The organism is Allobosea sp. OK403 (assembly GCF_900113835.1).
Taxonomy (GTDB): domain Bacteria; phylum Pseudomonadota; class Alphaproteobacteria; order Rhizobiales; family Beijerinckiaceae; genus Allobosea.
Map to the genome: position 1 here is coordinate 1,133,684 of NZ_FOQV01000002.1, position 26,265 is coordinate 1,159,948.

At 66.5% G+C, this 26,265-nt stretch carries 22 protein-coding genes; 11 read left to right on the plus strand and 11 right to left on the minus strand.

Annotation, left to right across the window (positions count from 1 at the left end; all coding sequences use genetic code 11):
* Positions 1-69 precede the first annotated feature (69 nt).
* Both BMZ97_RS11255 and BMZ97_RS11260 read right to left on the minus strand, forming a co-directional pair.
* Positions 70-897 carry a phosphogluconate dehydrogenase C-terminal domain-containing protein gene (locus tag BMZ97_RS11255; protein WP_092168552.1) on the minus strand — a complete coding sequence of 276 codons (828 nt, stop codon included), beginning with the start codon at positions 895-897 and terminating at the stop codon, positions 70-72.
* A 152-nt stretch (positions 898-1,049) separates the two neighbouring features.
* Positions 1,050-1,481, minus strand: a complete 432-nt coding sequence (locus BMZ97_RS11260; protein ID WP_092169029.1) for an Lrp/AsnC family transcriptional regulator — start codon at positions 1,479-1,481, stop codon at positions 1,050-1,052.
* Between the two features lie 122 nt (positions 1,482-1,603).
* Between BMZ97_RS11260 and BMZ97_RS11265 the strand changes: the two genes are divergently transcribed.
* The 7 genes from BMZ97_RS11265 (at position 1,604) to BMZ97_RS11295 (ending at position 10,750) form a co-directional block, all read left to right on the plus strand.
* Positions 1,604-2,728 carry a saccharopine dehydrogenase family protein gene (locus BMZ97_RS11265; RefSeq protein WP_092168555.1) on the plus strand — a complete coding sequence of 375 codons (1,125 nt, stop codon included), beginning with the start codon at positions 1,604-1,606 and terminating at the stop codon, positions 2,726-2,728.
* 211 nt (positions 2,729-2,939) lie between these two features.
* Positions 2,940-4,412 carry a M81 family metallopeptidase gene (locus BMZ97_RS11270; protein ID WP_092168558.1) on the plus strand — a complete coding sequence of 491 codons (1,473 nt, stop codon included), beginning with the start codon at positions 2,940-2,942 and terminating at the stop codon, positions 4,410-4,412.
* Positions 4,413-4,501: 89 nt separating this feature from the next.
* Complete coding sequence (locus BMZ97_RS11275) at positions 4,502-6,133, plus strand: amidohydrolase (RefSeq protein ID WP_092168561.1); 1,632 nt, start codon at positions 4,502-4,504, stop codon at positions 6,131-6,133.
* A 110-nt stretch (positions 6,134-6,243) separates the two neighbouring features.
* Positions 6,244-7,845, plus strand: coding sequence for an ABC transporter substrate-binding protein (locus tag BMZ97_RS11280; protein WP_175525509.1), 1,602 nt, complete (start codon positions 6,244-6,246; stop codon positions 7,843-7,845).
* A 67-nt stretch (positions 7,846-7,912) separates the two neighbouring features.
* Complete coding sequence (locus BMZ97_RS11285) at positions 7,913-8,848, plus strand: ABC transporter permease (protein ID WP_092168567.1); 936 nt, start codon at positions 7,913-7,915, stop codon at positions 8,846-8,848.
* Between the two features lie 76 nt (positions 8,849-8,924).
* A complete protein-coding gene (locus BMZ97_RS11290) occupies positions 8,925-9,746 on the plus strand; it encodes an ABC transporter permease (RefSeq protein WP_092168570.1) in 822 nt (273 codons plus the stop codon).
* Positions 9,747-9,778: 32 nt separating this feature from the next.
* Positions 9,779-10,750, plus strand: a complete 972-nt coding sequence (locus BMZ97_RS11295) for a succinylglutamate desuccinylase/aspartoacylase family protein (protein WP_092168573.1) — start codon at positions 9,779-9,781, stop codon at positions 10,748-10,750.
* 119 nt (positions 10,751-10,869) lie between these two features.
* Here the strand turns inward: BMZ97_RS11295 and BMZ97_RS11300 are convergent, their stop codons facing one another.
* The 7 genes from BMZ97_RS11300 to nagA form a co-directional block, all read right to left on the minus strand.
* Entirely contained in the window at positions 10,870-11,556 is a 687-nt protein-coding gene (locus tag BMZ97_RS11300; protein WP_092168576.1) for an AroM family protein, read from the minus strand.
* Positions 11,557-11,747: 191 nt separating this feature from the next.
* The gene (locus BMZ97_RS11305) at positions 11,748-13,418 is read right to left on the minus strand and encodes an OPT/YSL family transporter (protein WP_092168579.1); all 1,671 of its coding nucleotides are present in this window, start codon (positions 13,416-13,418) and stop codon (positions 11,748-11,750) included.
* Between the two features lie 53 nt (positions 13,419-13,471).
* The gene (locus BMZ97_RS11310; protein WP_092168582.1) at positions 13,472-17,320 is read right to left on the minus strand and encodes a hydantoinase B/oxoprolinase family protein; all 3,849 of its coding nucleotides are present in this window, start codon (positions 17,318-17,320) and stop codon (positions 13,472-13,474) included.
* Positions 17,321-17,325: 5 nt separating this feature from the next.
* Complete coding sequence (locus BMZ97_RS11315) at positions 17,326-18,075, minus strand: IclR family transcriptional regulator (protein WP_280141736.1); 750 nt, start codon at positions 18,073-18,075, stop codon at positions 17,326-17,328.
* Positions 18,076-18,514: 439 nt separating this feature from the next.
* Positions 18,515-19,126 (minus strand): 2-dehydro-3-deoxy-6-phosphogalactonate aldolase, encoded by a 612-nt coding sequence (locus tag BMZ97_RS11320; protein WP_092168588.1) that lies wholly within the window; start codon positions 19,124-19,126, stop codon positions 18,515-18,517.
* 8 nt (positions 19,127-19,134) lie between these two features.
* Positions 19,135-20,070 carry a 2-dehydro-3-deoxygalactonokinase gene (locus tag BMZ97_RS11325; RefSeq protein WP_092168591.1) on the minus strand — a complete coding sequence of 312 codons (936 nt, stop codon included), beginning with the start codon at positions 20,068-20,070 and terminating at the stop codon, positions 19,135-19,137.
* Positions 20,071-20,144: 74 nt separating this feature from the next.
* Positions 20,145-21,305 carry an N-acetylglucosamine-6-phosphate deacetylase gene (nagA, locus tag BMZ97_RS11330; RefSeq protein ID WP_348272109.1) on the minus strand — a complete coding sequence of 387 codons (1,161 nt, stop codon included), beginning with the start codon at positions 21,303-21,305 and terminating at the stop codon, positions 20,145-20,147.
* A 98-nt stretch (positions 21,306-21,403) separates the two neighbouring features.
* Here nagA and murA point away from each other — a divergent pair, with 98 nt between their 5' ends.
* The 4 genes from murA (at position 21,404) to BMZ97_RS11350 (ending at position 25,477) form a co-directional block, all read left to right on the plus strand.
* Positions 21,404-22,663, plus strand: coding sequence for a UDP-N-acetylglucosamine 1-carboxyvinyltransferase (gene murA, locus BMZ97_RS11335; RefSeq protein WP_092168594.1), 1,260 nt, complete (start codon positions 21,404-21,406; stop codon positions 22,661-22,663).
* Positions 22,664-22,668: 5 nt separating this feature from the next.
* Entirely contained in the window at positions 22,669-23,544 is an 876-nt protein-coding gene (locus tag BMZ97_RS11340; protein ID WP_092169035.1) for a glucosamine kinase nucleotide-binding domain-containing protein, read from the plus strand.
* Positions 23,545-23,816: 272 nt separating this feature from the next.
* Positions 23,817-24,710 carry an N-acetylmuramic acid 6-phosphate etherase gene (locus BMZ97_RS11345; protein WP_092168598.1) on the plus strand — a complete coding sequence of 298 codons (894 nt, stop codon included), beginning with the start codon at positions 23,817-23,819 and terminating at the stop codon, positions 24,708-24,710.
* On the plus strand, positions 24,710-25,477 hold the full coding sequence (locus BMZ97_RS11350; RefSeq protein ID WP_092168601.1) for a GntR family transcriptional regulator: 768 nt from the start codon (positions 24,710-24,712) through the stop codon (positions 25,475-25,477). The genes BMZ97_RS11345 and BMZ97_RS11350 overlap by 1 nt, the downstream gene beginning before the upstream one ends.
* Before the next feature lie 6 nt (positions 25,478-25,483).
* Here the strand turns inward: BMZ97_RS11350 and BMZ97_RS11355 are convergent, their stop codons facing one another.
* Together BMZ97_RS11355 and BMZ97_RS11360 are read right to left on the minus strand one after the other, a co-directional pair.
* Positions 25,484-25,870 carry a GNAT family N-acetyltransferase gene (locus BMZ97_RS11355; RefSeq protein ID WP_210188233.1) on the minus strand — a complete coding sequence of 129 codons (387 nt, stop codon included), beginning with the start codon at positions 25,868-25,870 and terminating at the stop codon, positions 25,484-25,486.
* 44 nt (positions 25,871-25,914) lie between these two features.
* Positions 25,915-26,265 (minus strand): ABC transporter permease (locus BMZ97_RS11360; protein ID WP_139221198.1); only part of this gene is annotated, 351 nt, incomplete at its 5' end.

Below are 26,265 nucleotides of genomic sequence, written 5' to 3' on the forward strand. Positions count from 1 at the left end.
ATGACGGCGCGGGGATGTCAAGCGATCGCAAACCTCTGAGATCGCTCAGTTCATTTCAGGCCAATCCCCTCAGGTGATGCGGCGCACGCTCTCGGAGATCTCCTCCGGCTCGAAAAGCCGTTTCCAGTCCGGCTTGAGGATCGTGTCCTTGCCGAAGACGATCGCCTTGTTGCAGGCGTCGGAGAACACGCCCTGGACCTGCTCGAAGGTCACGGCGGCGAGGATGTTCATATGGCCGAGCAGGAAATCGCGCGCCGCCTCGCGCGGCACGCCGCGCGCGATCGCTTCCTCCATCGCCTCGCGCATCGCATCCAGCAGCGTGGCGCAGACGGTCTCCGACAGGCCGGGCTCCAGGATCGCCATCTGCTCGACCGTGACCCGGTGAGAACGCATCACCGGCGCCCAGATCGCGCGCGCGACCTCCTCGCCGAGCGCATAATGCGCGTCGGGCCCCTGCATCAATGCGTTGACGATATGCTGCTTGGCGGCGATGCCGCCGAAATGGTCAGCCTTCGCCGCCGGATCGGTCTCGTCGTTGAAGATCGGCGGGTGGCAGGGATGGGTGACGAAATAGCTGATGTCGGCGCGCTCAGGTAGGTGGCCGGCATGCGGGGCAGCGGCATCGAGGATGACGACCATGGTGCCGGGGCTAAGCTTCGGCACGAGGTCATGCGCGACCGCGCCGACCGCCGTATCGGGCACCGCCAGCACCACGACATCCGCGCCCTGGATGGCCTCGGCCGCGTCGACGCAATCCACGCCATAGGCCTGCGTCACGCGCTCGCGGCCGGCCGGACTGACCTCGACATGGCGCGTCTGGAAACGCGACCCGGCCAGGTTGCGCCCAAGCCGCATCCCCATCTTTCCGCCAGCGCCGAACAATGCAACGACCGTCATGCTTCTCTCCCGATAGCCGCCTGCTTGAACAGGCTGTTTGGTATGCAAGCTGATTGGTATGATTGAATCCGCCGCGTCGTGAGAGACGGCCTCCCAGGATCAAAGCCGCTGCGCCCGCACCTGGCAAGCCATGGAGCGCCGGACGCCGGCAGCTAACGCTCGATCCGCGTCGAGAGGATGATCGAGGACATCGTCCGCTCGACGCCTTCAAGTCCGCCGATCCGGTCGATGAGCTGGTCGAGCTCGCCGATCGAGGGCGCCACCACGATCGCGATCATATCGAAATGCCCGCTGACGGAATGCAGCATCCGGACCTCCGGAATCCGGCGCAGCTCCGTCTCGACCTTAGGCGCGAGCTTCGGCATCGCCGTGATCAGCACATGCGCCTTGACCATCCCCTTCTCATGATCGTCGGAGAGGCGTGCGGTATAGCCGGCGATGACGCCGCGCCGTTCCAGCCGCTCGATCCGGCTTTGCACGGTGGTGCGCGACAGGCCGAGCTTGCGGCCAAGCTCGGCGACCGGCGCGCGGGCGTTCTCGGTCAAGAGCACGAGCAGGAGGCGGTCAGTCTGGTCGATCGTCATCTTGCGCAATGCTTACGGCGATCTGCCGAAAAATACCATATGAATCGTCGCGTTCGTGGCTTCTATCCGATGAAGCCGCGAGCGACCATCGCTTTCAACAACTGGGACTGAGGGCGAAGACGATGCGGGACGTGGTGGTGGTTGGTGCGGGCAAGATCGGGGCGACGATCGCCGATCTGCTCGGTGGAAGCGGCGATTATCGCGTCGTCGTGGCGGATCGCTCCGACGTTCAGCTCGCCGGCACCCGCAAGAGCGCGACCGTCTCGACCCAGACGATCGACATCGCCGATGCCGATGCCCTGAACCGCCTGCTCGCCGGCCGCTTCGCCGTGCTGAGCGCCGCGCCCTACGATCTGACGACGCGGATCGCCGAAGCCGCCGCCCCGCTCGGCGTGCATTACCTCGACCTGACCGAGGATGTCGCGAGCACGAAGCGCGTCAAGGAGCTGGCAGTCGACGCCAAGGCCGCGCTGATCCCGCAATGCGGTCTCGCTCCCGGCTTCATCTCGATCGTGGCCGCCGATCTGGCACGCGATTTCGACACGCTGGACTCGCTGAAGCTCCGGGTCGGAGCCTTGCCGCAATATCCCTCCAACGCGCTCGGTTACAACCTGACCTGGAGCACGGACGGGATCATCAACGAATACTGCGAGCCCTGCGAGGCGATCGCCAATGGCGAGCATGTGCTTGTCCCGGCGCTGGAGGAACGCGAGGAGTTTTCGCTCGACGGCGTCACCTATGAAGCCTTCAACACCTCGGGCGGGCTCGGTACGCTCTGCGAGACGCTGGCCGGCAAGGTCCGCACGCTGAACTACCGCACCATCCGCTACCCCGGCCATTGCGCGCTCATGAAAGTACTGCTGCAGGATCTGCGCCTGGCCGATCGTCGCAACCTGCTGAAGGACATCTTCGAGAACGCGCTGCCGAGCACCTTGCAGGACGTCGTCATTGTCTTCGTCACGGTGAGCGGACGCAAAGGCGGTCGCCTCGTGCAGGAGACCTACGCCCACAAGATCTATAGCGGCCTGGTCGACGGCGTGACGCGCAGCGCCATCCAGATCACCACCGCGGCCGGCATCTGCACGGTGCTCGATCTGCTCGCCGACGGAACTCTCCCGCAAAGCGGTTTCGTCCGGCAGGAGGACATCACACTTCAGGCCTTCCTCGCCAACCGTTTCGGCAAGGTCTATGCCCGGGCGCGAGACCATGGCGACATGCCGGCGACTGAGACCAGCCGCGCCGCCTGACAAGGCGGCGAGCATATCCGCCCGGGCTCGGCAAGCGCCCGGATGCAGGGAGCACATGCACGCAAGGGAATTGGCAGCACCCCGAACGACCGGCCACAAGAGTCGAAAAGGGTATTGGGACAGGAAACGACCAGAGCAGGATGCGAGAAGGCCGGAATCGGCTTTCGCGTGAAACCTGCTCTTTATCCAGCTCTGGGAGGGCAACGAGGCGATGGGGCGGCGCGTACTGATCGCGGAATTCATGCATGAGACGAACACCTTCAGTGTTCAGCTCACCGGCCAGGACGCCTTCGAGGCGCATGGCGTCTATCTCGGCAACGCGATTCCGCAAGCCTTTCGTGGCACGCGAACCGCGATGGGCGCAGCCTTCGAGGCCGCCGAAACCTTCGGCTGGAGTCTCGTTCATCCGCTCGTGACGGGTGCCAACCCCTCCGGCCGCGTCCTGGACGCGGCTTTCGAGCTCTTCGCCGGCCATATTCTCGGCGCCAGCGCCGGCGTCGATGGCGTGCTGCTGCATCTCCACGGCGCGATGGCGACGGAAAGCTCCGATGATGGCGAGGGCGAGTTGCTCGCCCGGCTGCGCAAGCGGCTTGGCCCCGACATCCCGATCATCGCCGTGCTCGACCTCCACGCCACTTTGACGCAACTCATGGCCGACAGTGCCAATGCGCTGATCTCCTACCGCACCTATCCCCATATCGATCAGTACGAGCGCAGTTGGCAGGGCGCGCGCTTGCTCGAAAGGGCCATGGCCGGCGAGATCAGGCCGAAGGTCGCGGTCGCCCGCCGCCCGATCCTCTACGCGCTCGACGGCGGCCGCACGACCTCGCCGCCCTTCAAGGAATTGCTGCGCCGGGGCGACGCCCTGGAGGCCTCAGGCGAGGCACTGGTCGTCAGCGTGCAGGCCGGCTTCTCCTCCGCCGACGTCCACGATATCGGCCCCTCCGTCGCCGTCACCGCCGATGATCGCGGCCAGGCTCAGGCCATCGCCGAGGCGCTGATGGACTACGCCTGGGAGCAGCGGCATTTCTCCTCGATCAGCTTCACGCCATTGGCGGAGGCGATGGCCCGCGCCAAGGCCGGCGAAGGGCGACATGACAAGCCGCTCTTGATCTCGGACTATTCCGACAATCCCGGTTCAGGCGCCTATGGCGACGCCACCAATCTGCTGCGCGCCGTGCTCGATGCCGGACTCCGCAATGTCGGCTTCCACGCCATCCGCGATCCGCAGGCCGCGCTCGCCGCCCAGGCGGCCGGCGTCGGCAACCGGGTCAGGCTCAAGCTCGGCGGCAAGGTCGATCCATCGACGGGTGGAGCGCCGCTTGACCTCGACGCCCATGTCGTGGCGCTGACCGACGGCCACTTCATCGCCTATGGCCCGATGGGCGGCGGCGTCTGGCGCAATTACGGACTGTCCGCGCTGCTGCGCGTCGACGATGTCGAGATCATCGTGATCACCCATAACGGCCAGGCGACCGATCTCGCCCAGTTCACCTCGCTCGGCGTCGATCCGGCCCGCAAATCGACCCTGATCGTCAAGTCGATGCAGCATTTCCGCGCCGCCTTCGAGCCCGTCGCATGCGAGGTTCTGGAGGTCGACACCGGCGCGCTCTCGACCCGCAACTTCAAGACCAGGCCCTATCGCAAGGTGCGCCGGCCGATCTTCCCGCTCGACGACATCTGACGACGACCGGCCCTCAAGCGCCGGCGACAATAAGCCAACCGGAGGACAGCGATGACCAAGGCGAGCAAGGTGGTAACGAGGCCCGCCCCATGAGCGTGCAGGCCGATATCGTGTTGCGGAACGGCCCGATCTGGTGCGGCCGCGAGGACGGGGTCAAGCAGGCGCTCGCGCTCTGGCAAGGCAAGGTGCTCGCTGCCGGTCAGGACAGCGAGATCGCGCCGCTGATCGGCCCCAGGACACGGGTCATCGATCTGAAGGGGCGGCTGGCGACGCCGGGCCTGAACGATTCCCATCTCCATCTGGTCTCGCTCGGGCTGACCATGGACTGGGTCGATTCAAAGCCCGCCGCCGCGCCGACGCTGGAGGCATTGCTCGGAGCCATCGCGGCCCGCGCCGCCAAGGCCAAGCCCGGCGAATGGATCCTCTCGCGCGGCTACGACCAGACCAAGCTCGACACCGGCCGTCATCCCTTCCGCAAGGAACTCGACCGCGCAGCCCCTGACAATCCGGTCATGCTGGTGCGGACCTGCGGCCATATCGCGATCTGCAACTCGGCGGCGCTCGCGCTCGGCGGCATCGATGAATCCTCGCCGACGCCGCAAGGCGGCCTGATCGAGCAACAGAACGGCCGGCTCACCGGCCTGCTCGCCGAGAACGCCCGTGCCCCGATCCAGGCCGCGATCCCGCTGCCGAGCGAGGCCGAGATCGTCGCCGCAATCGAGCGCGCCGGGCATTACCTGCTCTCACTCGGCATCACCAGTTGCATGGATGCCGCTGTCGGCCAGAAGGCGGGCTTTGCCGAAATCGCCGCCTATCACCGCGCCAAGCGCGACGGCCGCCTGCCGGTGCGCAGCTGGCTGACCCTGCTCGGCGACGAGGGGCGCTCGATCGTGCCGCAATGCCATGCGGCCGGGCTGATCTCGGGCACCGGCGACGACATGCTGATGATCGGCGCGGTCAAGCTCTTCCTCGACGGCTCGGCCGGCGGCCGCACCGCCTGGATGAGCCAGCCCTATCTCGGCGACGACAAGACCACCGGCGTCTGGATGCTGGACGATGCTGAACTCGAGCGCATGGTCATGGATATCCATGCCAAGGGCTACCAGCTCGCCTGCCATGCCATCGGCGACGCCGCGATCGAGCAATTGATCACAGCCTATGAGAAGGCACTCAAGGCCCATCCCGACCCGGACCGGCGCCATCGCGTCGAACATTGCGGTTTCTCGACGCCCAGGCAGCATGAGCGCATGGTCGCGGCCGGCATCTACCCCTGCCCGCAGCAGGTCTTCATCCATGATTTCGGCGATGCCTATGTCAAGGTACTCGGACCGGAGCGGGCCCTGCCGAGCTATCCGTTCAGGACCTGGTTCGATCTCGGCCTGAAGCCCGCGACCGGCAGCGATGCGCCGGTCTGCGATCCAAATCCCTTCCCGAACTTCCACGCCATGCTGACGCGCCAGACCTGGCGCGGCACGGTGATGGACGAAGCCCAGCGCGTCTCGATCGAGCAGGCGCTGCAGGCCTATACCGAATTCGGCGCCTTCTCGCAGAAGCAGGAGGCGGTGAAGGGCAGGCTCGCCCCCGGTTTCCTGGCCGATGTCGCCGTGTTCTCGCGCGACCTGCTGACGGCAGCGCCCGATGAGATCCTGAAGGACACACGCTGCGATCTGACGATCCGCGGCGGCGTTGTCGTCTTCGAGCGCGAGTCCGCCGCGAGCTGACTGCGCCAAACCAGCCAGGCGCGGAAGGCCGGAGAGATCCGGCCCCAACCGCGCCGGCAACACGGAAAAGCTGCAGCCAGGCCGATGAGCGGTCGGGTTAGACGGCACATATGGGAGGATATTCGATGCTCAAGACACTGGCACTCACGACCGCGCTGACGCTCGCGGCCTTCACCGTACAGGCACAGGAACCGCGCCGGGGTGGCACCATCCGCTTCACCGCGCCTTATGCGGCCTCCTTCGTCAGCAATGACAGCCACGTCTCCAACCAGATCCAGGACGACATCTACGGCAAGGCGCTGCACCGCTCGCTCTACAATTGGGATTCGGCCAACAACAAGCCGGTGCTTGAGCTCGCCAAGAGCGTCGAGATTTCGGCCGACGGCCTCGTCCACACCTTCAAGCTCAGGGACGATGCGCTCTTCCATAACGGCCGCAAGATGGTCGCCGACGACATCATCTGGACCTTCACGCGCCTGATGGACGGCTCGAAGAGCTATCCTGCCGCGCGCTACGTCCGTCTGCTCAAGGGCGCGATCGATGTCGAGAAGGGCCAGGCCAAGGAGATCGCGGGCCTCAGGAAGATCGACGATTTCACGCTTGAGATGACCTTCACCGAGCGCACCGAGCCCGGCTTCCTTTTCAACGCCGCGACGACCTCGATCTACCCCGCCAAGGAAGCCCAGGCGCCGGACTTCTTCAACAAGCCGATCGGCCTCGGGCCGTTCAAATTCGTCGAGCATATTCCCGGCTCGCGCATGGTCTTCGAGCGCTGGGAGAAGTTCTATCAGCCCGGCAAGCCCTATGCCGACAAGCTGGTCATCTCGCCGATGGGAGAGGCTGCCGCTCGCGACGTCGCCTTCCGCAACAAGGAGATCGACGTCTCGATCCTGGGGCCGACGCAATATGTCGCCTACAAGGCCGACCCCAACCTGTCGAAGGGCATCCTCGAGGTCGCCGAGGTCTTCACCCGCAATATGGGCATGAATCCAGGCTTCAAGCCCTTCGCCGACAAGCGCGTGCGCCAGGCGATCAACCACGCCATCGACAGCGAATTGATCATCAAGCGCCTCGTCCGCGACAAGGCCTATCGCGCCACCGGCTGGCTGCCGCTCTCCTCGCCCGCTTATGACAAGGCGATGCAGCCCTATGACTTCAACCCCGAGAAGGCCAAGAAGCTCCTGACCGAAGCCGGTTATCCCGACGGCTTCGAATTCGAATGGACGGCGACGCCCAATGAGAGCTGGGGCATGCCGATCGTCGAGGCGACGATCCCGATGCTGGCCAAGGTCGGCATCAAGGTGAAGGTCAAGCCGGTCGAGGGGTCGGCCCTGGGCGGCATCGTCGCGAAGGGCGATTTCCAGGCCTATATCTGGTCGAACACCTCGGGGCCCGATCCGCTGACCGCGATGAAGTGCTTCCACTCGGCGACGCCGCAGAGCGCCTGCAACTACACCACCTACAAAAACCCCGCAGTCGACAAGTTGCTCGACGAGGCCGGCGCCACCGGTGACGCCGGCAAGCGCCTCGACCTCATCAAGCAGGCCAATGCGATCGTCTATGCCGACGCGCCGGTCTGGTTCTTCAACTACAACAAGGCGGTGATGGCCTATCAGCCCTGGCTGCACGGCCTGCAGCCGAACGCGACGGAGCTCGCCCTGCAATATTTTGAGGATCTCTGGGTCGACGCCTCCTCGCCGGCGGCGAAGTAACCCTCCCGCGCCAAATCCCTACGCCCGGCGGCTCGTTCCGCCGGGCGTTCATGGCCAGGAGCTCCCCATGCTGCCCTATGTCTTCAAACGACTGCTGCAGGCCGTGCCGATCCTGCTCGCCGTCGCGGCGCTGGTCTTCGTGATGTTCAGCGTGATCCCCGGCGACTTCGCATCCACGCAGTCGTCCGATGGCCGCTCGGTCATCGATGCAGAGGCTGTGGCGCGGATGAACACGCAGTTCGGTCTCGACGAACCCGTGCATGTGCGCTTTGGCAAATATGCCGCGAAACTGCTGACATTGGACCTCGGGACATCCTTCAGGACACGTCAGCCCGTGATCAATTCACTGTCGGAGCGGATCTGGCCCAGCTTGCAGCTTGCCATGGCCGCGATGCTGTTTGCGATCGCATTCGGCGTCCCGCTTGGCTTTCTTGCCGCTCTCAAGCCCGGCGGATGGCTCGACATGCAGTCGATGGTCGTCGCCGTCTCGGGCCTGTCTCTGCCCCAGTTCTGGCTCGGCCTGATGCTGATGTACACCTTTGCCCTTTTGCTCGGCTGGTTCCCCAGTTTCGGCTATGGCGACGGCAATCCGCGCTATCTCGTGCTGCCGGCTGTCGCGCTCGGCGTGGCGCCGCTGGCCCTGCTGGCACGAACCACGCGGGCTGCCGTGCTCGAGGTGATGAACGCAGACTTCGTCCGCACCGCGCGCGCCAAAGGCAACAGCGAAGTCCGGGTGATGCGCTGGCATGTGGCGCGCAACGCGGCCGTCATCGTGCTGACGACACTCGGCCTGCAGTTCGGCTCGATCATGGGCGGCGCCGTCGTGATCGAGAAGCTGTTCGCCTGGCCGGGCATCGGGTCGCTGCTGGTCGATAGCGTCTCGTTGCGCGACATACCCGTCGTCCAGGCCTGCATCCTGCTGCTCGTGCTGTTCTTCCTCATCGTCAATATCGTCGTGGACGTGCTCTGCGCGTTGATCGATCCACGCATCAAATACAGCTAGAGCATTTTCGAGCGAAGTGGACACCGGTTCGCGTGAAGAAAATGCGATAAAACAAGAGGGTAGGTCGAGCAAACCTATGAAATTTAGAGCTAATCTCTGGATCGGCGGCGTGCTTTTCGCAGCTGTGATCGTCGGTGGCACTCTGGCGCCCTGGCTGGCGCATACAGATCCGGTCATGGACGCCAACCTGATGAATGCCGAGGTGCCTCCCGGCAGCGAGTTCTGGTTCGGCACCGACGCGCAGGGCCGCGACATCTACAGCCGCGTACTCTACGGCGCGCGCATCTCGTTGACCGTCGGCATCGTCTCGCAATTGATCAACACCCTGATCGGGGTCGCACTGGGACTATCTGCGGGCTATTGGGGCGGCTGGTGGGATGATTTCGTCAACGGCCTGACCAATCTGATGCTCTCGATCCCTTCGCTGATCTTCGCGCTTGCCATCATGGCGATCCTGCAGCCCGGCCTGACCAGCCTGCTGATCGCGCTCGGGCTGACCAACTGGTCCTATACCTGCCGTCTCTCGCGCGCGGCGACGCTGTCGGTCAAGCAGCAGGGCTATGTCGAGGCGGCGCGCTCCTTCGGCAGCGGCAATACCCGGATCATGCTCAAGCAGATCCTGCCCAATATCGCCGGCCCGATCATCGTCATCGGTACGCTCGGCATGGGCGGCGCGGTGCTGGCGGAGGCTGCCCTGTCTTTCCTGGGCCTGGGCATCCGCCCGCCGTTCCCGAGCTGGGGCTCGATGCTCTCGGATGCGCGCGACCAGATCACCACCGCGCCCTGGATCTCGGTCTTTCCCGGGCTTGCCATCTTCATGACCGTGCTCGGCCTCAACCTGCTGGGCGACGGCCTGCGCGACATCCTCGACCCCCAATCGCAATCGCGCCGCGCCTGAGCGGCCATCGACTCCCGGAACCGAGACCGACCATGACGACGAAACCCAGCCCTGATGCCGCAATCGATCTCGCGCCGCTGGAAAGCCTGCGCTTCCACGGCCTCAAGGCCGGCCCGAAGCTGCTCGTGCTCGGCGCAGTCCATGGCAACGAGATCTGCGGCCCCAACGCGATCGCGCGCGCCATTGCCGACTGCCGGGAAGGCCGGCTGACAATCCTGCGCGGCGAGGTCACCTTCCTGCCCGTAGCCAATCCCAAGGCCTATCGGCAGAACACCCGCGAGGGCGACCGCAACCTCAACCGCGACCTGCGCGAGAAGCCGCTGCCCGCCAATAATGAGGACCGGATCGGCAACCGCCTCTGCGCCCTGCTGCGCCAGCATGATGTCCTGCTCGACATCCACTCCTTCAAGGGCGAGGGCGAGCCCTTCGTCTTCTTCGGGCCCGAGAACAACACCGGCGAGCTCGAGGCCTTCCGTCATGCCGCGGAGGAAGCGGCCTTCGCCGCTTGCCTCGGCCCAGACATCCTGACCCATGGCTGGCTTCCCATCTATGCCCGCCAGATCGCGGCGCGCGAACGGTTGAACCTGCCGCCGCTCTCGGTCACGGAGGGTTTCGGCACCACGGAATATATGCGCTTCGCTGGAGGCTACGGCGTCACGCTGGAATGCGGCCGACATGACGACCCCAACTCGGCGAATGTCGGACATGCCGCGATCCGCAACGCGCTCATCCATCTCGCGTTGGTCGATGCGCCGCCGCTAGCGCCCTTGCAGCGCACGGTGATCGACATGGTCGATCAGGTGCTCTGCGAGGCAGAGGGCGACCGTCTTGAGGGGGTCTGGAAGACCGGCGACCGCATCGCGGCCGGCCAAGTGATCGCGCGGCGCGCCAATGGCGACCCGGTCGCGGCAGCCCGCGACGGCTTCACCATCTTTCCCAACGCCACTGCGAAGCTCGGCGAAGGCATCTGCTGTCTCGGCGTGGCGAGCGCGCGCCGCCCCTAGAGCATTTTCGAGCGAAGTGGACACCGGTTCGCGTGAAGAAAATGCGATAAAACAAGGAGCTGGAGCATTTCCGCGATTCGGAGAAACGCGGAAATGCTCCAGCCGCCAGGCAGCCGGTCCTAGACGATCTCGGAGACCAGCTTCGCGATCAGGCTGTTGGACAGGATGACAGGCAGCCCGGAAGCCTCCGCCGCCTCGCGGCGATGGCTCTCGACGAAGCCCATGCAGTCCATCAGCAGGATCTGCGCGCCGCGCTCGGCGAGATCGCGCGCGGCCTGCGCCAGCGCCGAGCTGGGCTCCGCATAGGGAGAAGCCGCGCCATAGAGCGGCTCCCGGCCGAGCGCCGCCCATTTGCCGGCTTCGCTAGCGATCTGCTCAGGGATCGGCACGATAATGCCGAGCCGCGCCCCATGCGTCAGGGCAGCGACCGTCGGCGGCAGGATGCGGTCGGGCTCGATCAGGCGCGCCCGCTCACAGGAGAGCGTCTCGAAATGGCCGGTGCAGAGCATCAGGATCGTGCTGCAGCCCTCGGCCTCCAGCATGGCGAGCTTGGCCTGCGCCGCCGCTTCCGTCTTGCTCCTGTCGATGATGACCGAGGAGCCGTCGAGCAGCTTGGTGATCAGCATGGCCTCGCCCGGACGGGCTGCGAAATCGCGCTCGATCTCGGCTCGGCTCAAGCCGTCGAGCACGCCGGCATGCCGGCGCGGCGTCCCGGCATCGATGACGGCGTCGAGAATAGGCGTGATGTCGGCGCGCGGCGCCTGGCCGATGGTGAGCGTACCGAGTTTGCGGGCCGTCATCGTCATGATTGGATCTCGTCGTTATGGGGCAGCCTGCGTGCCGGGAGGAGCCCCGGCACGCAGGCTCAGGCGCTAGAGCCGGATGATTTCAGATCGGGTCACCAAGTGATCCGATCTGAGATCTGAATCCGTCTCTCATCAAAGAGTTAGAGCAGGATCGATGCGAAAAACCGGTTCCCACTTTTTCGCATCCTGCTCTAGCGCTTGAAGCCCTTCAGCACGGAGTCGAAGAAGCTGAAGATCGCATCGCCCGCGATGACGCCGGCGGCAAAGACCTCCATGTCGCCTTCACCGCTCGCGCCGCGCAGCTTCTCCCAGATCAGCCGGCAGACGATGCCGGTGAGCACGGCCCAGCCCGCCATCGGGAAGCTGATCAGCAGGCCGGTCGCGAAGAGCACGCCGATCTGGCGCTTCGGTCCGCCGATGAACTGCAGGATCGCACCCGGAATCGCCCACATGAACAGCGACCAGGCGACGCCCGGCGCGACGCCGGCCTTGATCGTTGCGGCATAGACCTTATCGACCGGAGCCACGAGGTTCTGGGCGAAATAGCTCTGGTAGGAGACCAGGACCACGATGCCGGCGATGACGAAGGCGAACATCGCCGCAAAGAGCTGCTGGCGGCGGCCGTCGAGTTCGAAGGCGGGATCGACGCCATTGCCACGCAGGATGTAGCCGGCCTTGAGGTCGTAGCCCATATCGGCGAAGGCCGGCCCCGTCGCGGCGGAGAAGCCAACGAGCAAGGCCAGAGCCGGGACGGGGAAGCCGATCAGCATGCCGATGATCAGCGTGATCAGCGCCACCGCGAAGGCCGGGAACCAGCCGGAATGCATCGCCGCCAGGCCGACGATCAATTCATGCACATAGGCCGCAAAGGCCGCATAGAGCACGAACAGGATCAGCATGCCGATCGACATGTCGCTCATCAGCCCGCCGGCCATAGCGATAAACACCGCGATGACGAGATAGCCGATGGTGCCCAGCCCGAGCGCGCGGCGCACTGCGGCGTCCGACGTGCCCGCGGCAGCCTCGGCCTTCCGAGCGGCCTCGTTGCGCTGCATCAGCAGCTGCACCACCTGGAACAGCGCCACGACACCCGCGCCGATCATGAAGCCGTGCGGGATATAAGCCGCCATCAGATCGCCCTTGGGGATCAGCGTGGCGAAGGTCTCGTTGTTGAAGAGCGGGCCGGAATAGCCGCGCAGCAGCAGCCCGACGCCGAACATCGTCAGCGCCCAGATATTGCCGATGAAGGCGACGCCGAAAGCCGACATCGGAATGCCCGAGACGGCAGTCGAGCCGACGAAGCCGATCGCCGCCAGCGGGATCTTGATGAAGGAAGCGGCGATACCGGTGACGAAGCCGACACCCATCAGCACGGCCTTGCGGCCGCCCTCGTCACCCGCCTTGATCGCCTCGGCGGCGGCGACGCCCGGAGGCCAGGCCCCGGTCGCCGGGAAGACGCGCGAGTCGAACATCCGGTAAAGCAGATAGGCGTCGAGCAGCATCGCCATGAAGGCGCCGGCGAACATTGGCAGGACCAGATCGGGGCGCCCGAGCAGGAAGGGGATACCGATCGGCAGGAGCAGGCTGTTGGCGGCGCCGAAGGTCGCCGACGAGATCGCGCTCTGCGCCAGGTTCTGCACATGGATCGAGCGGTAGCGCAGGAACAGCCCGAGCGGCAGGCGCGCCAGCGCCATCGCCGCCATCGCGCCGATCAGCGAGGTGTTGGCGGTCACGCCGAGCGACACCAGGAGCTGCATGCCGATGATGGCGCCAAAGACGCTGAGGATGCCGATCAGTATCAGCGTCGCCGGCTCGAACAGGCTCGGGTGCTTCTGCGGCCCGGCCCCGGTAGGTTCAGTCATAGGTAGTCCCCCTCTTTGCCCCTTTCGGGCTTGAACGCCGATTGGCGCTGATCTCAGCCGGCGGCAAACGCGCCGGACTTGGTCTCTTGCTCCTGCAGCGCCTCTCCACTCGCGACGCCGTAGTCGCGCCGGGCGGCCTCGGGCGAGACGAAGCCCAGGGCGATATCGCGGGCGATGGCATCGGGTGAGCGTTCGGAAGCCGCGCCATAGCCGGCGCCGCCGGCCAGGACGAGCTCGACGATCTCATCGGGATGCATGACCTGGACCAGCTGGCCGGTGCCGACATCCTTGAGCACGTCGCCGGCCTCATTGAGCACGCGGCCCGAGGCGCCGCCGCCGGGCTTGCCGCCGAACAGGCCGGGGATCGGGTTGTTGACGCCTTCCGGATAGAGCGAGACCAAGGTCGGCAGGCTGTCGGCGGCGAGCTTGCGCAGCTTGACGCGCTGGCCGAGGCCGCCGCGCTGCTGACCGGCGCCGCCGGAATCCTGGAGATAGGTCTTCTCGACCACAAGGACGGGAACGCGCGCCTCGAAGGTCTCGATCGAGGTGTTGGCGGCCGAGGTCGGATAGAGCAAGCCCGATTTGCCGTCGCCATGGGCAGAGCCGCCCTGGCCGCCGCCGACGAAGAGCATGTCCGAATAGGTGCTGCCGGCCTCGTCCCGGCCATAGACATTGGCCGCCACGGGCAGGCCGGTGAAGGCCTGGACCTGTTTCGGCGCGGCCTGCGACAGCGCCCGGAAGATGTTGGGCGCGATGTACCAGCCGGTGCGCGTGCGCAGATTGACCGCCAGCGGCTTGTCGCAGTTCAGGATCGAGCCCTTGGGCACATCGAGCGTGAAGGCGCGGTAGCAACCGGCATTGCCGCGCACATTCGGCGTCAGCATGCATTTCAGCGGGTAGGTCGCATGCGCGCTGGTGTAGTTCAGCGTGCAGTTCAGCCCGCCCTGCGCCAGCTGCGGCGGTGCGCCGGCGAAGTCGAGATGGATCGTGTCGCCCTTCACCGTCAGCGCCAGCGGATAGGTCATCGGCGTGCCCAACGGGTTGTTCGAGACGGTACCGTGATAGGTTCCGTCCGGCAGCGCCGAGATTGCCTCGCGCATCGCCTTTTCCGAGCGGTTCTGCACCACGAAGGCGAGCGCGCGCAGATCCTGCATGCCGTAATCGGTCATGAACGATTGCAGGCGCTCGGCGCCGATGGCGTTGGCCGCCACGAAGGAGTGCAGGTCGCCGAGCACCTGCTCGGAATTGCGGACGTTCTCGCCGAGCAGCCTGACCAGCGTCTCGTTGAGCCGGCCGGCCTCGTAGAGCTTCATCGGCGGGATCTGGAAGCCTTCCTCATAGATCTCGCGGGCCCGCAACGAATCCTTGGTGCCACCGATATCGGAGACATGGCCGACGGTGCCCATCAGGCCAACGACGCGCTCCCCGAGGAAGACCGGCGTGACGATGGCGATGTCGAAGAGATGGCCGGCGCAGAGCCAGGGATCATTGGTGATCAACACATCGCCGGGCTTCAGCGTCTCTGCCGGATAGCGCTCCAGCAGCGCCTTGACCGCACGCGGCAGCGTCAGGTTGAACACCGGCATGGCGCGCGGGCTATGCGCCAGCGTCTCACCCTCCGGATCGAGCAATTCGCAGGCGAAGTCCTGCGATTCCGAGATCACCAGCGAGAAGGCGGTGCGGCAGACGGTCAGCCACATCTCCTCGACGACGTTGACGAGGCGGCTCCACATGATCTCGAGCGAGATCGGATCGGCCTCGATGCGGCGCGCCGCTTCCGCCATCGGCATGTCGGCGGTGATGGTGACCTCGGCCGCGCTGGTGCTAGCGACGCTGATCAACAGGTTCAACACCTCGTCGATCGCCACCGTGTCGCCCGGCGGCACGATCGTCGTTGCCTCGCGCTCCTCGATGATGGCCGGTCCGCTGATATGGTCGCCGGGGCGCAGCGCATAGCGGTCATAGACCGTGGCCTGGCTCCAGCCGGTCTCGAACCAGGCTTGGCGGCTGCCCTTGACCTTGTTGCTGGCCTCGGCCCCGCCGGCAGCGCCGGAGAGCGAGAGCGTCGGCGCGGGGCCGACGCAGCGGACGCGGAAATTGATCGCCTCCAGCCGCGCGCCCTCATAGACCGAGGTGTAGCGGGCCGAATAGGCCTTGGCGAAGGCGGCGCGGATGGCCTCCAGGCTCGACGCGTCGATCGTGCCGGCCGGAAGATCGACCGCGATATCGTGCATCTGGCCGACGAGGCGCATATCGGCCGAGCGCTCGACGGCGATGTCGGCGGGCTTCACGCCGGCGTCGAGAAGGTGCTTGCGCCCTTCCGCCTCCAGCTCGGCCAGCATGGCGTTGACTGCAGCTGCGTCAAACCCCTCGGCGAATTCGACCGGCAGCGAACGGACGAGATCGAAGGACAGCGGCGCGGCCAGGAAGCCGAGCGCGGAAGCCGCGCCCGAGGCCGGCGGGATGATGACCTGGCTGACGCCGAGCACGCGCGCGACATCGACCGCATGCGCCGGACCGGCGCCGCCGAAGCCGACCATGGCGTAACGGCGAGGGTCCTTGCCCTTCTCGACGAGATGGACGCGGGCGGCGGCGCCCATGCTTTCGGTCACGACCTTGTGGATGCCCCAGGCGGCCTCCTCGATGGAAAGGCCGAGCGGGGTCGCGATCGCGGCCACGGCCTTGCGCGCGGCCTCGAGATCGAGCGCCATGCGCCCGCCGAGGAAGAAGCCGGGATCGTAATAGCCGAGCACGAGATTGGCGTCGGTCACGGTCGGCTTGGTGCCGCCCATGCCGTAGCAGGCCGGGCCCGGATCGGAGCCGGCCGAATGCGGGCCGACCTTGAGCAGGCCGACCTCGTCGATCGCCGCGATCGAGCCGCCGCCGGCGCCGATCTCGATCATGTCGATGACCGGCGCCTTGATCGGCAGGCCGGAACCCTTGGCGAAGCGGTTGACGCGGCCGGCCTCGAGCATCGGCGCGATCTCGGCGCGGCCGTCCTCGATCATGCAAGCCTTGGCTGTGGTGCCGCCCATATCGAACGAGATCACATCCTTGTGGCCGGCGAGTTCACCAAACAGGGCCGTCGCCAGCCCGCCGCCCGCCGGGCCGCTCTCCAGCAGGCGGATCGGGAAAGCGCGTGCCGTTTCCGGCGAGACCAGGCCGCCGGCCGAATGCATCAGGCGCAGCGCACCAGTAAATGAACGGGCCGCGAGTTCGCGTTGCAGCCGCTCGAGATAGCGCCCCATCAAGGGCTGGACATAGGCGTTGGCGGCCGTGGTGACGAAGCGCTGATATTCCCAGATCTCGGCGACGACCTCGCTGGAGATCGAGACGATCAGCTCCGGGAAGGCCTCGCGGACGATGCGGCCGGCTTCGCGCTCATGAGCGGTGTTGCGATAGCTGTTCAGGAAGCAGATCGCGACCGCTTCGCAGCCGGCGGCAGTGAGTTCGCTGGCGGCCTTGCGCACGGCATTTGCGTCAAGCGCGGTGACGACCTTGCCGTCGCGATCGATGCGCTCAGCGACTTCGAGCCGATGCTCGCGCGAGACCAGCGGCTCCGGGAAGGTCAGGAACAGATCGTAGATGTCGTAGCGCTGCTCGGTCCCCATTTCGAGGATGTCGCGGAAGCCCTGGGTGGTGATCAACCCGAGCTTGGCGCCCTTGCGCTCGATCACCGCATTGGTCACCAGCGTCGTGCCGTGGACGATATCGCCGATCTCGGCCAGCGTTATGCCGGCCATGGCGACGAGTTCCTCAAGGCCGATCAGCGCCGCCTCGGACGGGTCGTGCGGCGTGGTCAGGCGCTTGTGCAGCCGGACCGAACGCTCCTGCGCGTCATAGAGGATGAAATCGGTGAAGGTGCCGCCGATGTCGAAGCCGATGCGCCAACGCGTGCTCATGGAGCTCACTCCGCGATAGAGGATGAGAGGGGGATGAAGCGGGGATCCTTGGTGATGGCGGCGATCTCGGCCGCCCCCTGTCCAAGGGAGGTGATGATGGCGGCCCGCTCGGCTGCACTGGCCATCGCCGCCGGAAAGGAAATGCAGAGCGCGACCTCGTCGCCGCTGACGGGATCGCCGACCGCGACCGAAATCGCTCCGACGCCACGGACGGCCTCGTCCTCGGATTCGGCATAGCCGCGGGCACGCGCCGCCGCGAGGCGGGCGAACAACTCGTCGAAACCCTGCGGCGCCGTGGCCGATGGCGGGGTGAAACCGCCGGCATAGAGGCGGCGAATCTCGTCATCGGGCAGCCGCGCCAGCAAAGCCCGGCCAGTGCTGGAGGCAAAGGCCGCGATCCTGTCGCCGATCGCGGTGACCACCCGCAGCGCATGGCGGCCGGGATGAGCGGTCACGCCGATGATATCGGTGCCCTGGCGCACGCTGATATAGCCGGTATGGCCGATCTCGGCCGAGACCCGCGCAACGACCGCGTCGGCGCGATCGATCAAGGAAGCGGAGAAGCGGTAGACCTGCCCGGCCTGATGCAAGAGCACGCTGGGCCGGTAGCGCTTGCTGTCGCCGACCGTTTCCAGAAGCCCGGCATCGCGCATCGTCCGCAGCAGGCGCGACGCGTTGCTTTTCGGCATGTCGAGCAAAGCAACCAGATCCGTCACCGTCACATCGTGACGCGTGCTGGAGAAGCAACGAAGCACATCAGCGGCTGCGAGCAGGATGGACAATCGAGCGCATCTCAAAAAGTTCCATTAAATGGAACTTAAGTTGCAATAACAGGAACATACACGGCGCTGCGATCGGGAGTCAATCGAGCCATGACGGCCCGACATGTCCCGCTCGCCCGCAGCAGTGCTTCACGCGGCCAGCCACATGCAAAAGCCGCACGAGGAGACGCGCGGCTCTGCAGGATTCTGCCGCGAGGTTCGGGTGCGTAGCAGCGAAGGGCGCGGGGAACCCTTCTCCCGGATGGGAGAAGGGCAGGGATGAGGGCCTGCCGCTGATTATTAGAGCGCGACTGCGCCGCTGCGCTTTCTATTGAAAGGGCACACCCTCATCCGGCGCTCCGCGCCACCTTCTCCCATCCGGGAGAAGGAGGATGGCGTCGCGGCTCTCGCGGCCGGCGTCAAGCCTATCGCTTCAGGCCAACACCTGCGCAAAAGCCTGCGCTGTGGCGCGGATCTGCTCGCGCGTCATGCCGGGCTTGTAGAGCGCCGAGCCGAGGCCGAAGCCGCCGGCACCGGCTTTGCGATAGGCCTCGACCTTGTCGGGGCTGATTCCACCCACCGGGACGAGCAGCGTCCCCGGCGGCAGCACGGCGCGCCAGGCGCCGACCACGGCAGGCGGCATCTGCTCGGCCGGAAACATCTTCAGTGCGTCGGCCCCGTTGGCGAGCGCCGCGAACGCCTCTGTCGGCGTCGCGACGCCGGGCACGCAGGTCAGGGCACGCTCCTTGGCGGCGCGCACGACCGCCCCGTCGCTATGCGGCATCAGGATCAGGCGCCCGCCGGCCTGCTGGACGGAAGCCACGGCGTCAGCGTTCATCACCGTGCCCGCGCCGATCAGGATGTCGGGAAAGGCACGCGCCAACGCCTCGATGCTGCGCAGCGGCTCGGGCGAGTTCAACGGCACCTCGACGATGCGAAATCCCGCCGCGACCAGCTCCTCGGTGAGGCCGACGACCTCGTCGGGCTTCACCCCACGCAGAATGGCGATGAACGGAAAGGCGCGGAGCGCGTCGTGAAAGCTCATGCTGGACCTCAGGCGATCAAAGCGTTGCGGCGGGCGATGTCGAACAGGCCGAGAAAGGCCGCGTCATCGATCCAGGCACTGTCGATCCCGCCCGCCTGGAGGCAGAGCCGATAGGAGCGCGCCAGATCCTCGCGGCAGATCAATTGAATGGGGCCCGGTGCATGCCCCCCGATCAGCGCCTTTGCCTCGCGGACCTCCTCCCCGATCAGCAGGCCGGAGAGATAGCTCGGCAAGTCCTCGCTTGTGAATCGGTGGAACAGCCCGGTCGTCCTGACCGAGAATAGCCTGTGCAGCAGCGCCCCCGTTTCGTCGGAGAGCGCGAGCCTGCTGCCAGCCTCGAAGGCTGCGGGAGCGAAAGGCGGCTCGCTATCCTCCGGCATCAGCTTGCCCAGGATCGAATGCCGCTTGAGCAAACCGTAAAGCTCGCCGGTCATGAAGGTGTGGAAGCGCGCGATCTTCCCCTCCTCGACCACGACCCATTTGCTGTGCGTGCCCGGCAGCACGAAGACGCCGCTGGCTTGCCCGTTGAGGCGCAGGCCGCCGAAAACCTGGACCTCCTCGCCCCGGATGACGTCCGGCGCCGGCCCGGCCTGATCGCTGACAAGGCCCGGCACGAGGCCGATCCGGCCGCGCCCCTCCACGTCGATATAAGCGATGCCGCGCGCCAGATCCTCGAAACTGGCGGGGCAGGCGACATAGGGAGCCTCGCGCCAGCCTTGTCGGCTGCCGACCATGCCCGATGCCAGGACGGTCGCTGTGGGATGGCGGTCGAGCCAGGGGCCGAACAGGCTCTCGAAGCGCTCGGCATAATCGCGCCCCAGCATCGCCATGACGCCGTCGCCCGATTGCAGCCGGTCGAGGATGGCGCCGTCGCGGTCCATCAGCGCCGCCCGCAACGAAGAGGTGCCCCAGTCGATGGCGATCAGATGCGAGGCTGGGCTCATGGGCGTAAGGGTCCGGCGGAAAATCAGGCGGCCGGAGTTATGCAGCCTGCGGGCAAAGCCGCAAGCGCGGATCGTCAGGGCCGGCCGTCGATCCAGGTCGCGAGCACGCCTGTCGCGTCGAAGGCGACGAGGTCAGCCCGGTAGCCGGGCACGATCCGCCCAAGTTCCTTGTCCAGCCCGAGAAAACAAGCTGGCGTCCGCGAGGCCATGATGAGCGCATCCTCGATCGTCACGCCCATCAGCCTGACCGCATTGCACACCGACTCGATCATGCCGAGATGCGCGCCCGCGAGCGTGCCTTGCGCATCGGTCAGGCGCCCGTCTTTCAAGGTGATCGTGCGGCCATGCAGCAGGAAGGATGCATTGTCGGAGCCGACAAGCGACATCGCGTCGGTGACCAGCATCAGCCTGTCGCGCCCCATAGCATGGAAGGCAGCGCGCAGATTGACCGGGTCGACATGCAGACCGTCGCAGATGATCCCGGCGAAGAGGCGTTCATCCGCCAGCGTCGCGCCGACCACGCCCGGCGCGCGCGGCGTCATCTGCGACATCGCATTGAAGAGATGCGTCACACCCGTCGCGCCATCGCCAATCGCAGCCGCAACCTCGGCAGCGCTTGCATCGCTATGCCCGATCGCGATGCGCAGGCCGGCAGCAGCGAGCCGCTTCAGGACAGCCCCGTCGACCCGTTCCGGCGCGAGCGTCAAGAACGAACGGCCCGCCAGGCTGAACTGCGTCAACAGCGCGATCTCTGCCTCGCCCGGCAAACGGACATGCTGTGGCGGATGGATGCCCTTGCGCGCCGGATTCAAAAAGGGGCCTTCGAGATGAAAGCCCAGCACGCCCGGGACCGCCAGCGCCTCGCCGGCGATCGCGGCGAGCCTGGTCAAACGGTCCGGTGCGTCGGTGATCAATGTCGGCAGCAGCCCTGTCGTGCCGAAACGGCGATGCGCGGCGGCCATCGTGCGAACCGTCTCCACGGACGGATCGTCATTGAGCAGGACGCCCCCACCGCCATTGACCTGGATGTCGATGAAGCCCGGCGCGAGCAGGCTGCCGGCGGGCAGTTGCCTCGTAGGCAGCCCCACCGGCGCCTCGTTCGGCTCATGCAGCGCGACGATGATGCCAGCAGCGATCTCGACCGAGCGCGGTCCCAGCATCCGCTCGCCGTCGAAAAGCTGCGGCGCCGCGATCAGATGGGGGTCTTGCCAAGAAGGAGAGGGATCGCGATGCAAGGGCTGAGGACCGTTCGCGCGGCGCGATGCCGCCTTGTTGTGGTCTTGTCTTGACAAGACCAGTATAACACCATTCAGCTCATCACAAGAGGAAGCTCATGGATCGGCTCAGGATCATCGGCGGCAAGCGGTTGGAAGGCGCGGTGACCATTGCCGGCGCCAAGAATGCGAGTCTGCCCCAGATCGCGGCAGCCCTTTTGAGCGACCAGCCGCTGACGCTCACCAACCTTCCCGCGGTGAGTGATATCGACAACATGCTGGCGGTCGTCACCGCCCATGGCGCGACGGTCACACGCCATGATCTCCATTCCGCCACGATCGACGCCGGTGCCGCCAATGGCGGCGAGACGCCCTACGACACCGTCCGGCGCATGCGCGCCACAGTGCTCGTGCTCGGCCCCCTGCTCGCCCGCTTCGGCGCGACGCGGGTCTCGCTGCCCGGCGGCTGCGCCATCGGCGCGCGTCCGGTCGACCTCCACGTCAAGGCCTTGATGGCGCTGGGCGCCAGGATCGAGATCGAAGGCGGCTCGATCGTCGCCGAGGCGAAGGCGGGGCTGAAGGGGGCACGCATCGTGCTCGGCTCGCCCTCGGTCGGCGCGACCGAGACCGCGATGATGGCAGCGACCCGCGCCAAGGGCGAAACCGAAATCGTCAACGCGGCGCGCGAGCCGGAGGTCACCGACCTCGCCGATTGCCTGATCGCCATGGGCGCGCGCATCGAAGGTGCCGGCACGCACCGCATCCTGATTGCCGGCGATACCGATTTCCGCGCAACGCAACACCAGATCATCCCCGACCGCATCGAGACCGGCACCTATGCCATCGCCGCCGCCATCACCGGCGGCCAGCTCGAACTGACCCATGCCAGGCTCGAACAGATAGCCTCGGTCGCGCAGGTGCTGGAGGCAGCCGGCGTCAGAATCTGGCCGGGCGATCGCGGCCTTATCGTCTCCGGCGACGGTGCCCTCACCAGCGTCGACATCAGCACCGAGCCCTATCCGGGTTTCCCGACAGATCTGCAGGCGCAGTTCATGGTCCTGATGACGCAGGCCGCCGGCGCGGCGATGATCCGCGAAACCGTATTCGAGAACCGGTTCATGCATGTGCCGGAGTTGCAGCGGCTCGGCGCCAACATCACGCTGCAGGGTACGACCGCGCTGGTGCGCGGCGGCTCGCCCCTCAAGGGTGCGCAGGTGATGGCGACCGATCTGCGTGCCTCGGTCTGCTTGGTTCTGGCGGCGCTGGTCGCCGAGGGCGAGACCATCATCAACCGCGTCTACCATCTCGATCGCGGCTATGAGCAGCTCGACGTCAAGCTGCGCCGCTGCGGCGCCGACATCACCCGATTGAAGGATTGAGCGCGGTGTCGGGGCAAGCGCGTCATTATCTGGGCGTCGATGGCGGCGGCACGGGCTGCCGCGCGCGGCTCGAGACGGACACGGGCGAGGTGCTCGGCCAGGGTCTGTCGGGACCGGCGGCGACGCGGTTCGGCATCGACAAGGCCTGGAGCTCGATCATGACGGCGGTCGAGGCCGCCCTGCAGGAGGCTGGTATTGCCGGTGAGGCACGTGGCGCCATCCGTGCCGGCATCGGGCTTGCGGGGCTCGGTCGCAAGGGCGCGCTGGAGGCTCTGCAGGCCCTGCCCCACCCCTTCGCCGGCATCGCTTTCACCAGCGACGGCTTCGCCGCCTGCCTCGGCGCGCATTCCGGCCAGGACGGCGCGATCGTGATTGCCGGCACGGGCTCGATGGGGATCGGCCGCGTCGAAGGGCGCGAGTTGCGTGTCGGCGGCTATGGCTTCCCGATCTCGGACGAAGGCAGCGGCGCCGATCTCGGTCTACAAGCCGTCAGGCTCGCCTTACGCGCCCATGACGGCCGCCATGAACGCACCGCTTTGCTCGGCGAGGTGATGCAGCGCTTCCAGAACGAGCCGGCGGAGGCTGTCGCCTGGATGGACCACGCCACGGCGACGGATTACGCGACCTTCGCTCCCCTGGTGCTGCGTCATGCCAATCAGGGCGATGTGGCCGGCCGGCGCATCGTCCAAAGCGCGGCCGAGCAGATCGACGGGCTCGTGCGCGCTTTGTTCGACCAGGGCGCGCCGCGCGTCACGCTACTCGGCGGCCTGTCCAGCGCGATCGAACCCTGGCTCTCGCCCGATGTCCGCCATCGCCTCAAGCCCGCCGATGGCGATGCAGTCTCTGGCGCGATCATCCTGGCGCGGACGATGGCAGCTTAGAGGTTGTCATGGCCTCCAAGGACAACCAAACAACCCGCAATCATCAGGCCGATGCCAAGCCAGACGGAGAGCGGCGGCGTCTCCCCGGTCCATGCCGGTCAGCAGCGCCATGTCGAAGCAGGCGACGATGAAGGGAAACCGAGCGATCAGGCTGCCCCTGGCGATGCATCACACCCGGCTGGAGCGGATTGGCGATTGCGATAGCTTGGACTAATTGGTATCTCTGAATTCGCAAAAGGCATTTAACTGGTATCTTGAGAGCTTGCCGCAAAATGGCGACCGAAGACGTCGATCCTCGATTCACAGACCTCGACGCCTGGCCCTTCGCCAGCGCCATGGAAGCGATGTGGGACGGCCAGATGGCCGCTGTCGCCGCTGTCCGCAGCGCCCTGCCCGCGCTGACCGCAGCAGCCGCTGCGGCAGCCGAAGTTCTCGGCGAGAGCGGGCGGCTGGTCTATGTCGGGGCGGGCACTTCGGGCCGCGTCGCGGTGCAGGACGGCGCCGAATTGCCGCCGACCTTCGACTGGCCGCTCGAACGCATCGTCTTCGCCATGGCCGGCGGCCAGGACGCCTTGATCTCCAGCGTCGAAGGTGCCGAGGACGACACCGCCGACGGCATCCGGCGCATGGAAGAAGCGCGGATCGGCCCCGCCGATGTGGTGATCGGCGTCGCGGCCAGCGGCACGACGCCCTTCACCGTCGCGGCGGTCCAGCGCGCGACGGAGCGCGGTGCGGTGACGATCGGCATCGCCAATAACGCGGGCGCGCCATTGCTGGCGGCGGCGCGGTTTCCGGTGCTGGTCGAGACCGGCAGCGAATTGATCGCGGGCTCGACCCGGATGAAGGCCGGTACCGCCCAGAAGGTCGTACTCAATCTGGTCTCGACCGGCATCATGCTCCGGCTCGGCCGCGTCTATCGCGGCATGATGGTCAATATGCGCACCGCCAATGCCAAGCTGAAGCTGCGGGCGCAGCAGATGGTCGCGCGCATCGCCGGCTGCGGTGTCGAGGAGGCGGCCGCCGCGCTGCAGATCACGCATGGCGACATCAAGCTCGCGACGCTGGTCGTGCTCGGCTATGCGCCCGAGACCGCGGCCGGCATTCTCGCGCGCAGCGGCGGCAATCTGCGCGTCGCGCTCTCCGATATCGCCGATGGGGCGCTCTGATGCTGCGCATCACCAAGGGCCAACTCATCGAGGCGAGCCCGACGCCGCTCTATCTGCAATTGGCCGAGTTGATCCGAACCCAGGTCCGCGACGGCGCGATCAAGACTGGCGACGCGCTGCCCTCGGAGCGCGAGTTATCGGACGCAATCGGGATTTCGCGTGTCACCGTGCGCAAATCGGTGGACGTATTGCTGCGGGAGGGCCTGCTCTCGCGCAAGCATGGTTCGGGCACCTATATCGCGCCGCGCATCGAACAGCCGGCGGCGCTGCTGGCCGGGTTCTCGGCCGACATGGCGATCCGCGGCCATGCTGCGGGCTCGATCTGGGTCGAAAAAGCGACCGGCCTGCCCACGCCCGACGAGGCCATGGCGCTGGCGCTCTCGCTCGACCAACCTGTGCATCGCCTGACGCGCGTGCGCACCGCCGATGACGAGCCTCTCGCGATCGAGCGCGCCGTCATCCCCGCGCGTCATCTGCCCTCGCTCGACGAGGTCGGCCTCTCGCTCTACGCCGCACTGGAGGCGCGGGGCGCCAAGCCCGTGCGCGGCCTGCAGCGCCTGCAAGCCTCGCTCGCGACCGCGCCCGAAGCGAAACTGCTATCCGTGCCGGTGGGCGCCGCGATCCTGCGGATCGAGCGCCGCGGCTTCCTGCCCAATGGCACGCCAGTCGAGTTCACCCGCTCGGCCTATCGCGGCGACCGCTACGATTTCGTCGTCGAGGTCCGTGAATTGCGCAGCGAGGGCGTTAAGCTCGAGAGCGCGAGCTGACGGCGGTCAGGACCGCTCGTAGCGCAGGAAATCGCACTCCGCCCCGGCGAAAGGCCGGGAATAGCGCGCCGCGATGCGCCAGCCGGCGCGCTCATAGAAACGCCGCGCGACCTGGTTGACCGCGAAGGTTTCGAGCGAGCATGCGCCACGTTCCTGCGCTTCGCCGAGCAAGCTCGCCCCGACGCCCCTGCCCTGCGCGCTGCGATCGACGAAGAACATGTCGATATGCCCATCCGTGACCAGCGCAAAGCCAAGCGGAACGGCATCGGCGACGATCCTGATACGCGGCCAGGCCTCGCTGAAGCGCGCCCGGAAATGCGCCTCGTCGAAAGGCGACCAATCGCATTCCGGCAAGAGCGGCGCGAAGACGGCGCGATAATTGTCGAGCGCCACCTCTGTCAGCCATGCGAGATCTCGGGCAGTAGCGTTTCGGCAGATCACTGCTCGCCTCGCAGGCGCGGATCGAGGGTGTCGCGCAGGACATCGCCGAGCAGGTTGAGCGCGAAGGCCAGGATCAGGATCGCCAGCCCTGAGAACACCGCGCTCCAGGGCGAGAGCAGCAGCACATTGCGCCCCTCCGACAGCATGGTGCCCAGCGATGGCGCCGGTGGCTGCGTGCCGAGCCCGAGGAAGGAGAGCGAGGCTTCGACCAGGATTGCGGCCGAGAGCAACAGGCTCGTCTGCACCAAGAGTACGCTCGCCAGATTGGGCAGCATATGGATGAAGATGATGCGCGCATCGGAGGCCCCGATCGCGCGCGCATTCATCACGAAATCGCTCTCGGCCAC

Bases quoted from the DNA above. Each gene is read 5' to 3' on its own strand.
- BMZ97_RS11325 (WP_092168591.1), bottom strand. From the start codon at position 20,070: ATGAGCCCAGCCTCGCATCTGATCGCCATCGACTGGGGCACCTCTTCG.
- BMZ97_RS11320 (WP_092168588.1), bottom strand. From the start codon at position 19,126: ATGAGCTTTCACGACGCGCTCCGCGCCTTTCCGTTCATCGCCATTCTG.
- BMZ97_RS11310 (WP_092168582.1), bottom strand. From the start codon at position 17,320: ATGAGCACGCGTTGGCGCATCGGCTTCGACATCGGCGGCACCTTCACC.
- BMZ97_RS11255 (WP_092168552.1), bottom strand. From the start codon at position 897: ATGACGGTCGTTGCATTGTTCGGCGCTGGCGGAAAGATGGGGATGCGG.
- BMZ97_RS11280 (WP_175525509.1), top strand. From the start codon at position 6,244: ATGGGAGGATATTCGATGCTCAAGACACTGGCACTCACGACCGCGCTG.
- BMZ97_RS11305 (WP_092168579.1), bottom strand. From the start codon at position 13,418: ATGACTGAACCTACCGGGGCCGGGCCGCAGAAGCACCCGAGCCTGTTC.
- BMZ97_RS11260 (WP_092169029.1), bottom strand. From the start codon at position 1,481: ATGACGATCGACCAGACTGACCGCCTCCTGCTCGTGCTCTTGACCGAG.
- BMZ97_RS11350 (WP_092168601.1), top strand. From the start codon at position 24,710: ATGCTGCGCATCACCAAGGGCCAACTCATCGAGGCGAGCCCGACGCCG.
- BMZ97_RS11295 (WP_092168573.1), top strand. From the start codon at position 9,779: ATGACGACGAAACCCAGCCCTGATGCCGCAATCGATCTCGCGCCGCTG.
- BMZ97_RS11275 (WP_092168561.1), top strand. From the start codon at position 4,502: ATGAGCGTGCAGGCCGATATCGTGTTGCGGAACGGCCCGATCTGGTGC.
- BMZ97_RS11290 (WP_092168570.1), top strand. From the start codon at position 8,925: ATGAAATTTAGAGCTAATCTCTGGATCGGCGGCGTGCTTTTCGCAGCT.
- BMZ97_RS11300 (WP_092168576.1), bottom strand. From the start codon at position 11,556: ATGACGATGACGGCCCGCAAACTCGGTACGCTCACCATCGGCCAGGCG.
- murA (WP_092168594.1), top strand. From the start codon at position 21,404: ATGGATCGGCTCAGGATCATCGGCGGCAAGCGGTTGGAAGGCGCGGTG.
- BMZ97_RS11345 (WP_092168598.1), top strand. From the start codon at position 23,817: ATGGCGACCGAAGACGTCGATCCTCGATTCACAGACCTCGACGCCTGG.
- BMZ97_RS11285 (WP_092168567.1), top strand. From the start codon at position 7,913: ATGCTGCCCTATGTCTTCAAACGACTGCTGCAGGCCGTGCCGATCCTG.
- BMZ97_RS11265 (WP_092168555.1), top strand. From the start codon at position 1,604: ATGCGGGACGTGGTGGTGGTTGGTGCGGGCAAGATCGGGGCGACGATC.
- BMZ97_RS11270 (WP_092168558.1), top strand. From the start codon at position 2,940: ATGGGGCGGCGCGTACTGATCGCGGAATTCATGCATGAGACGAACACC.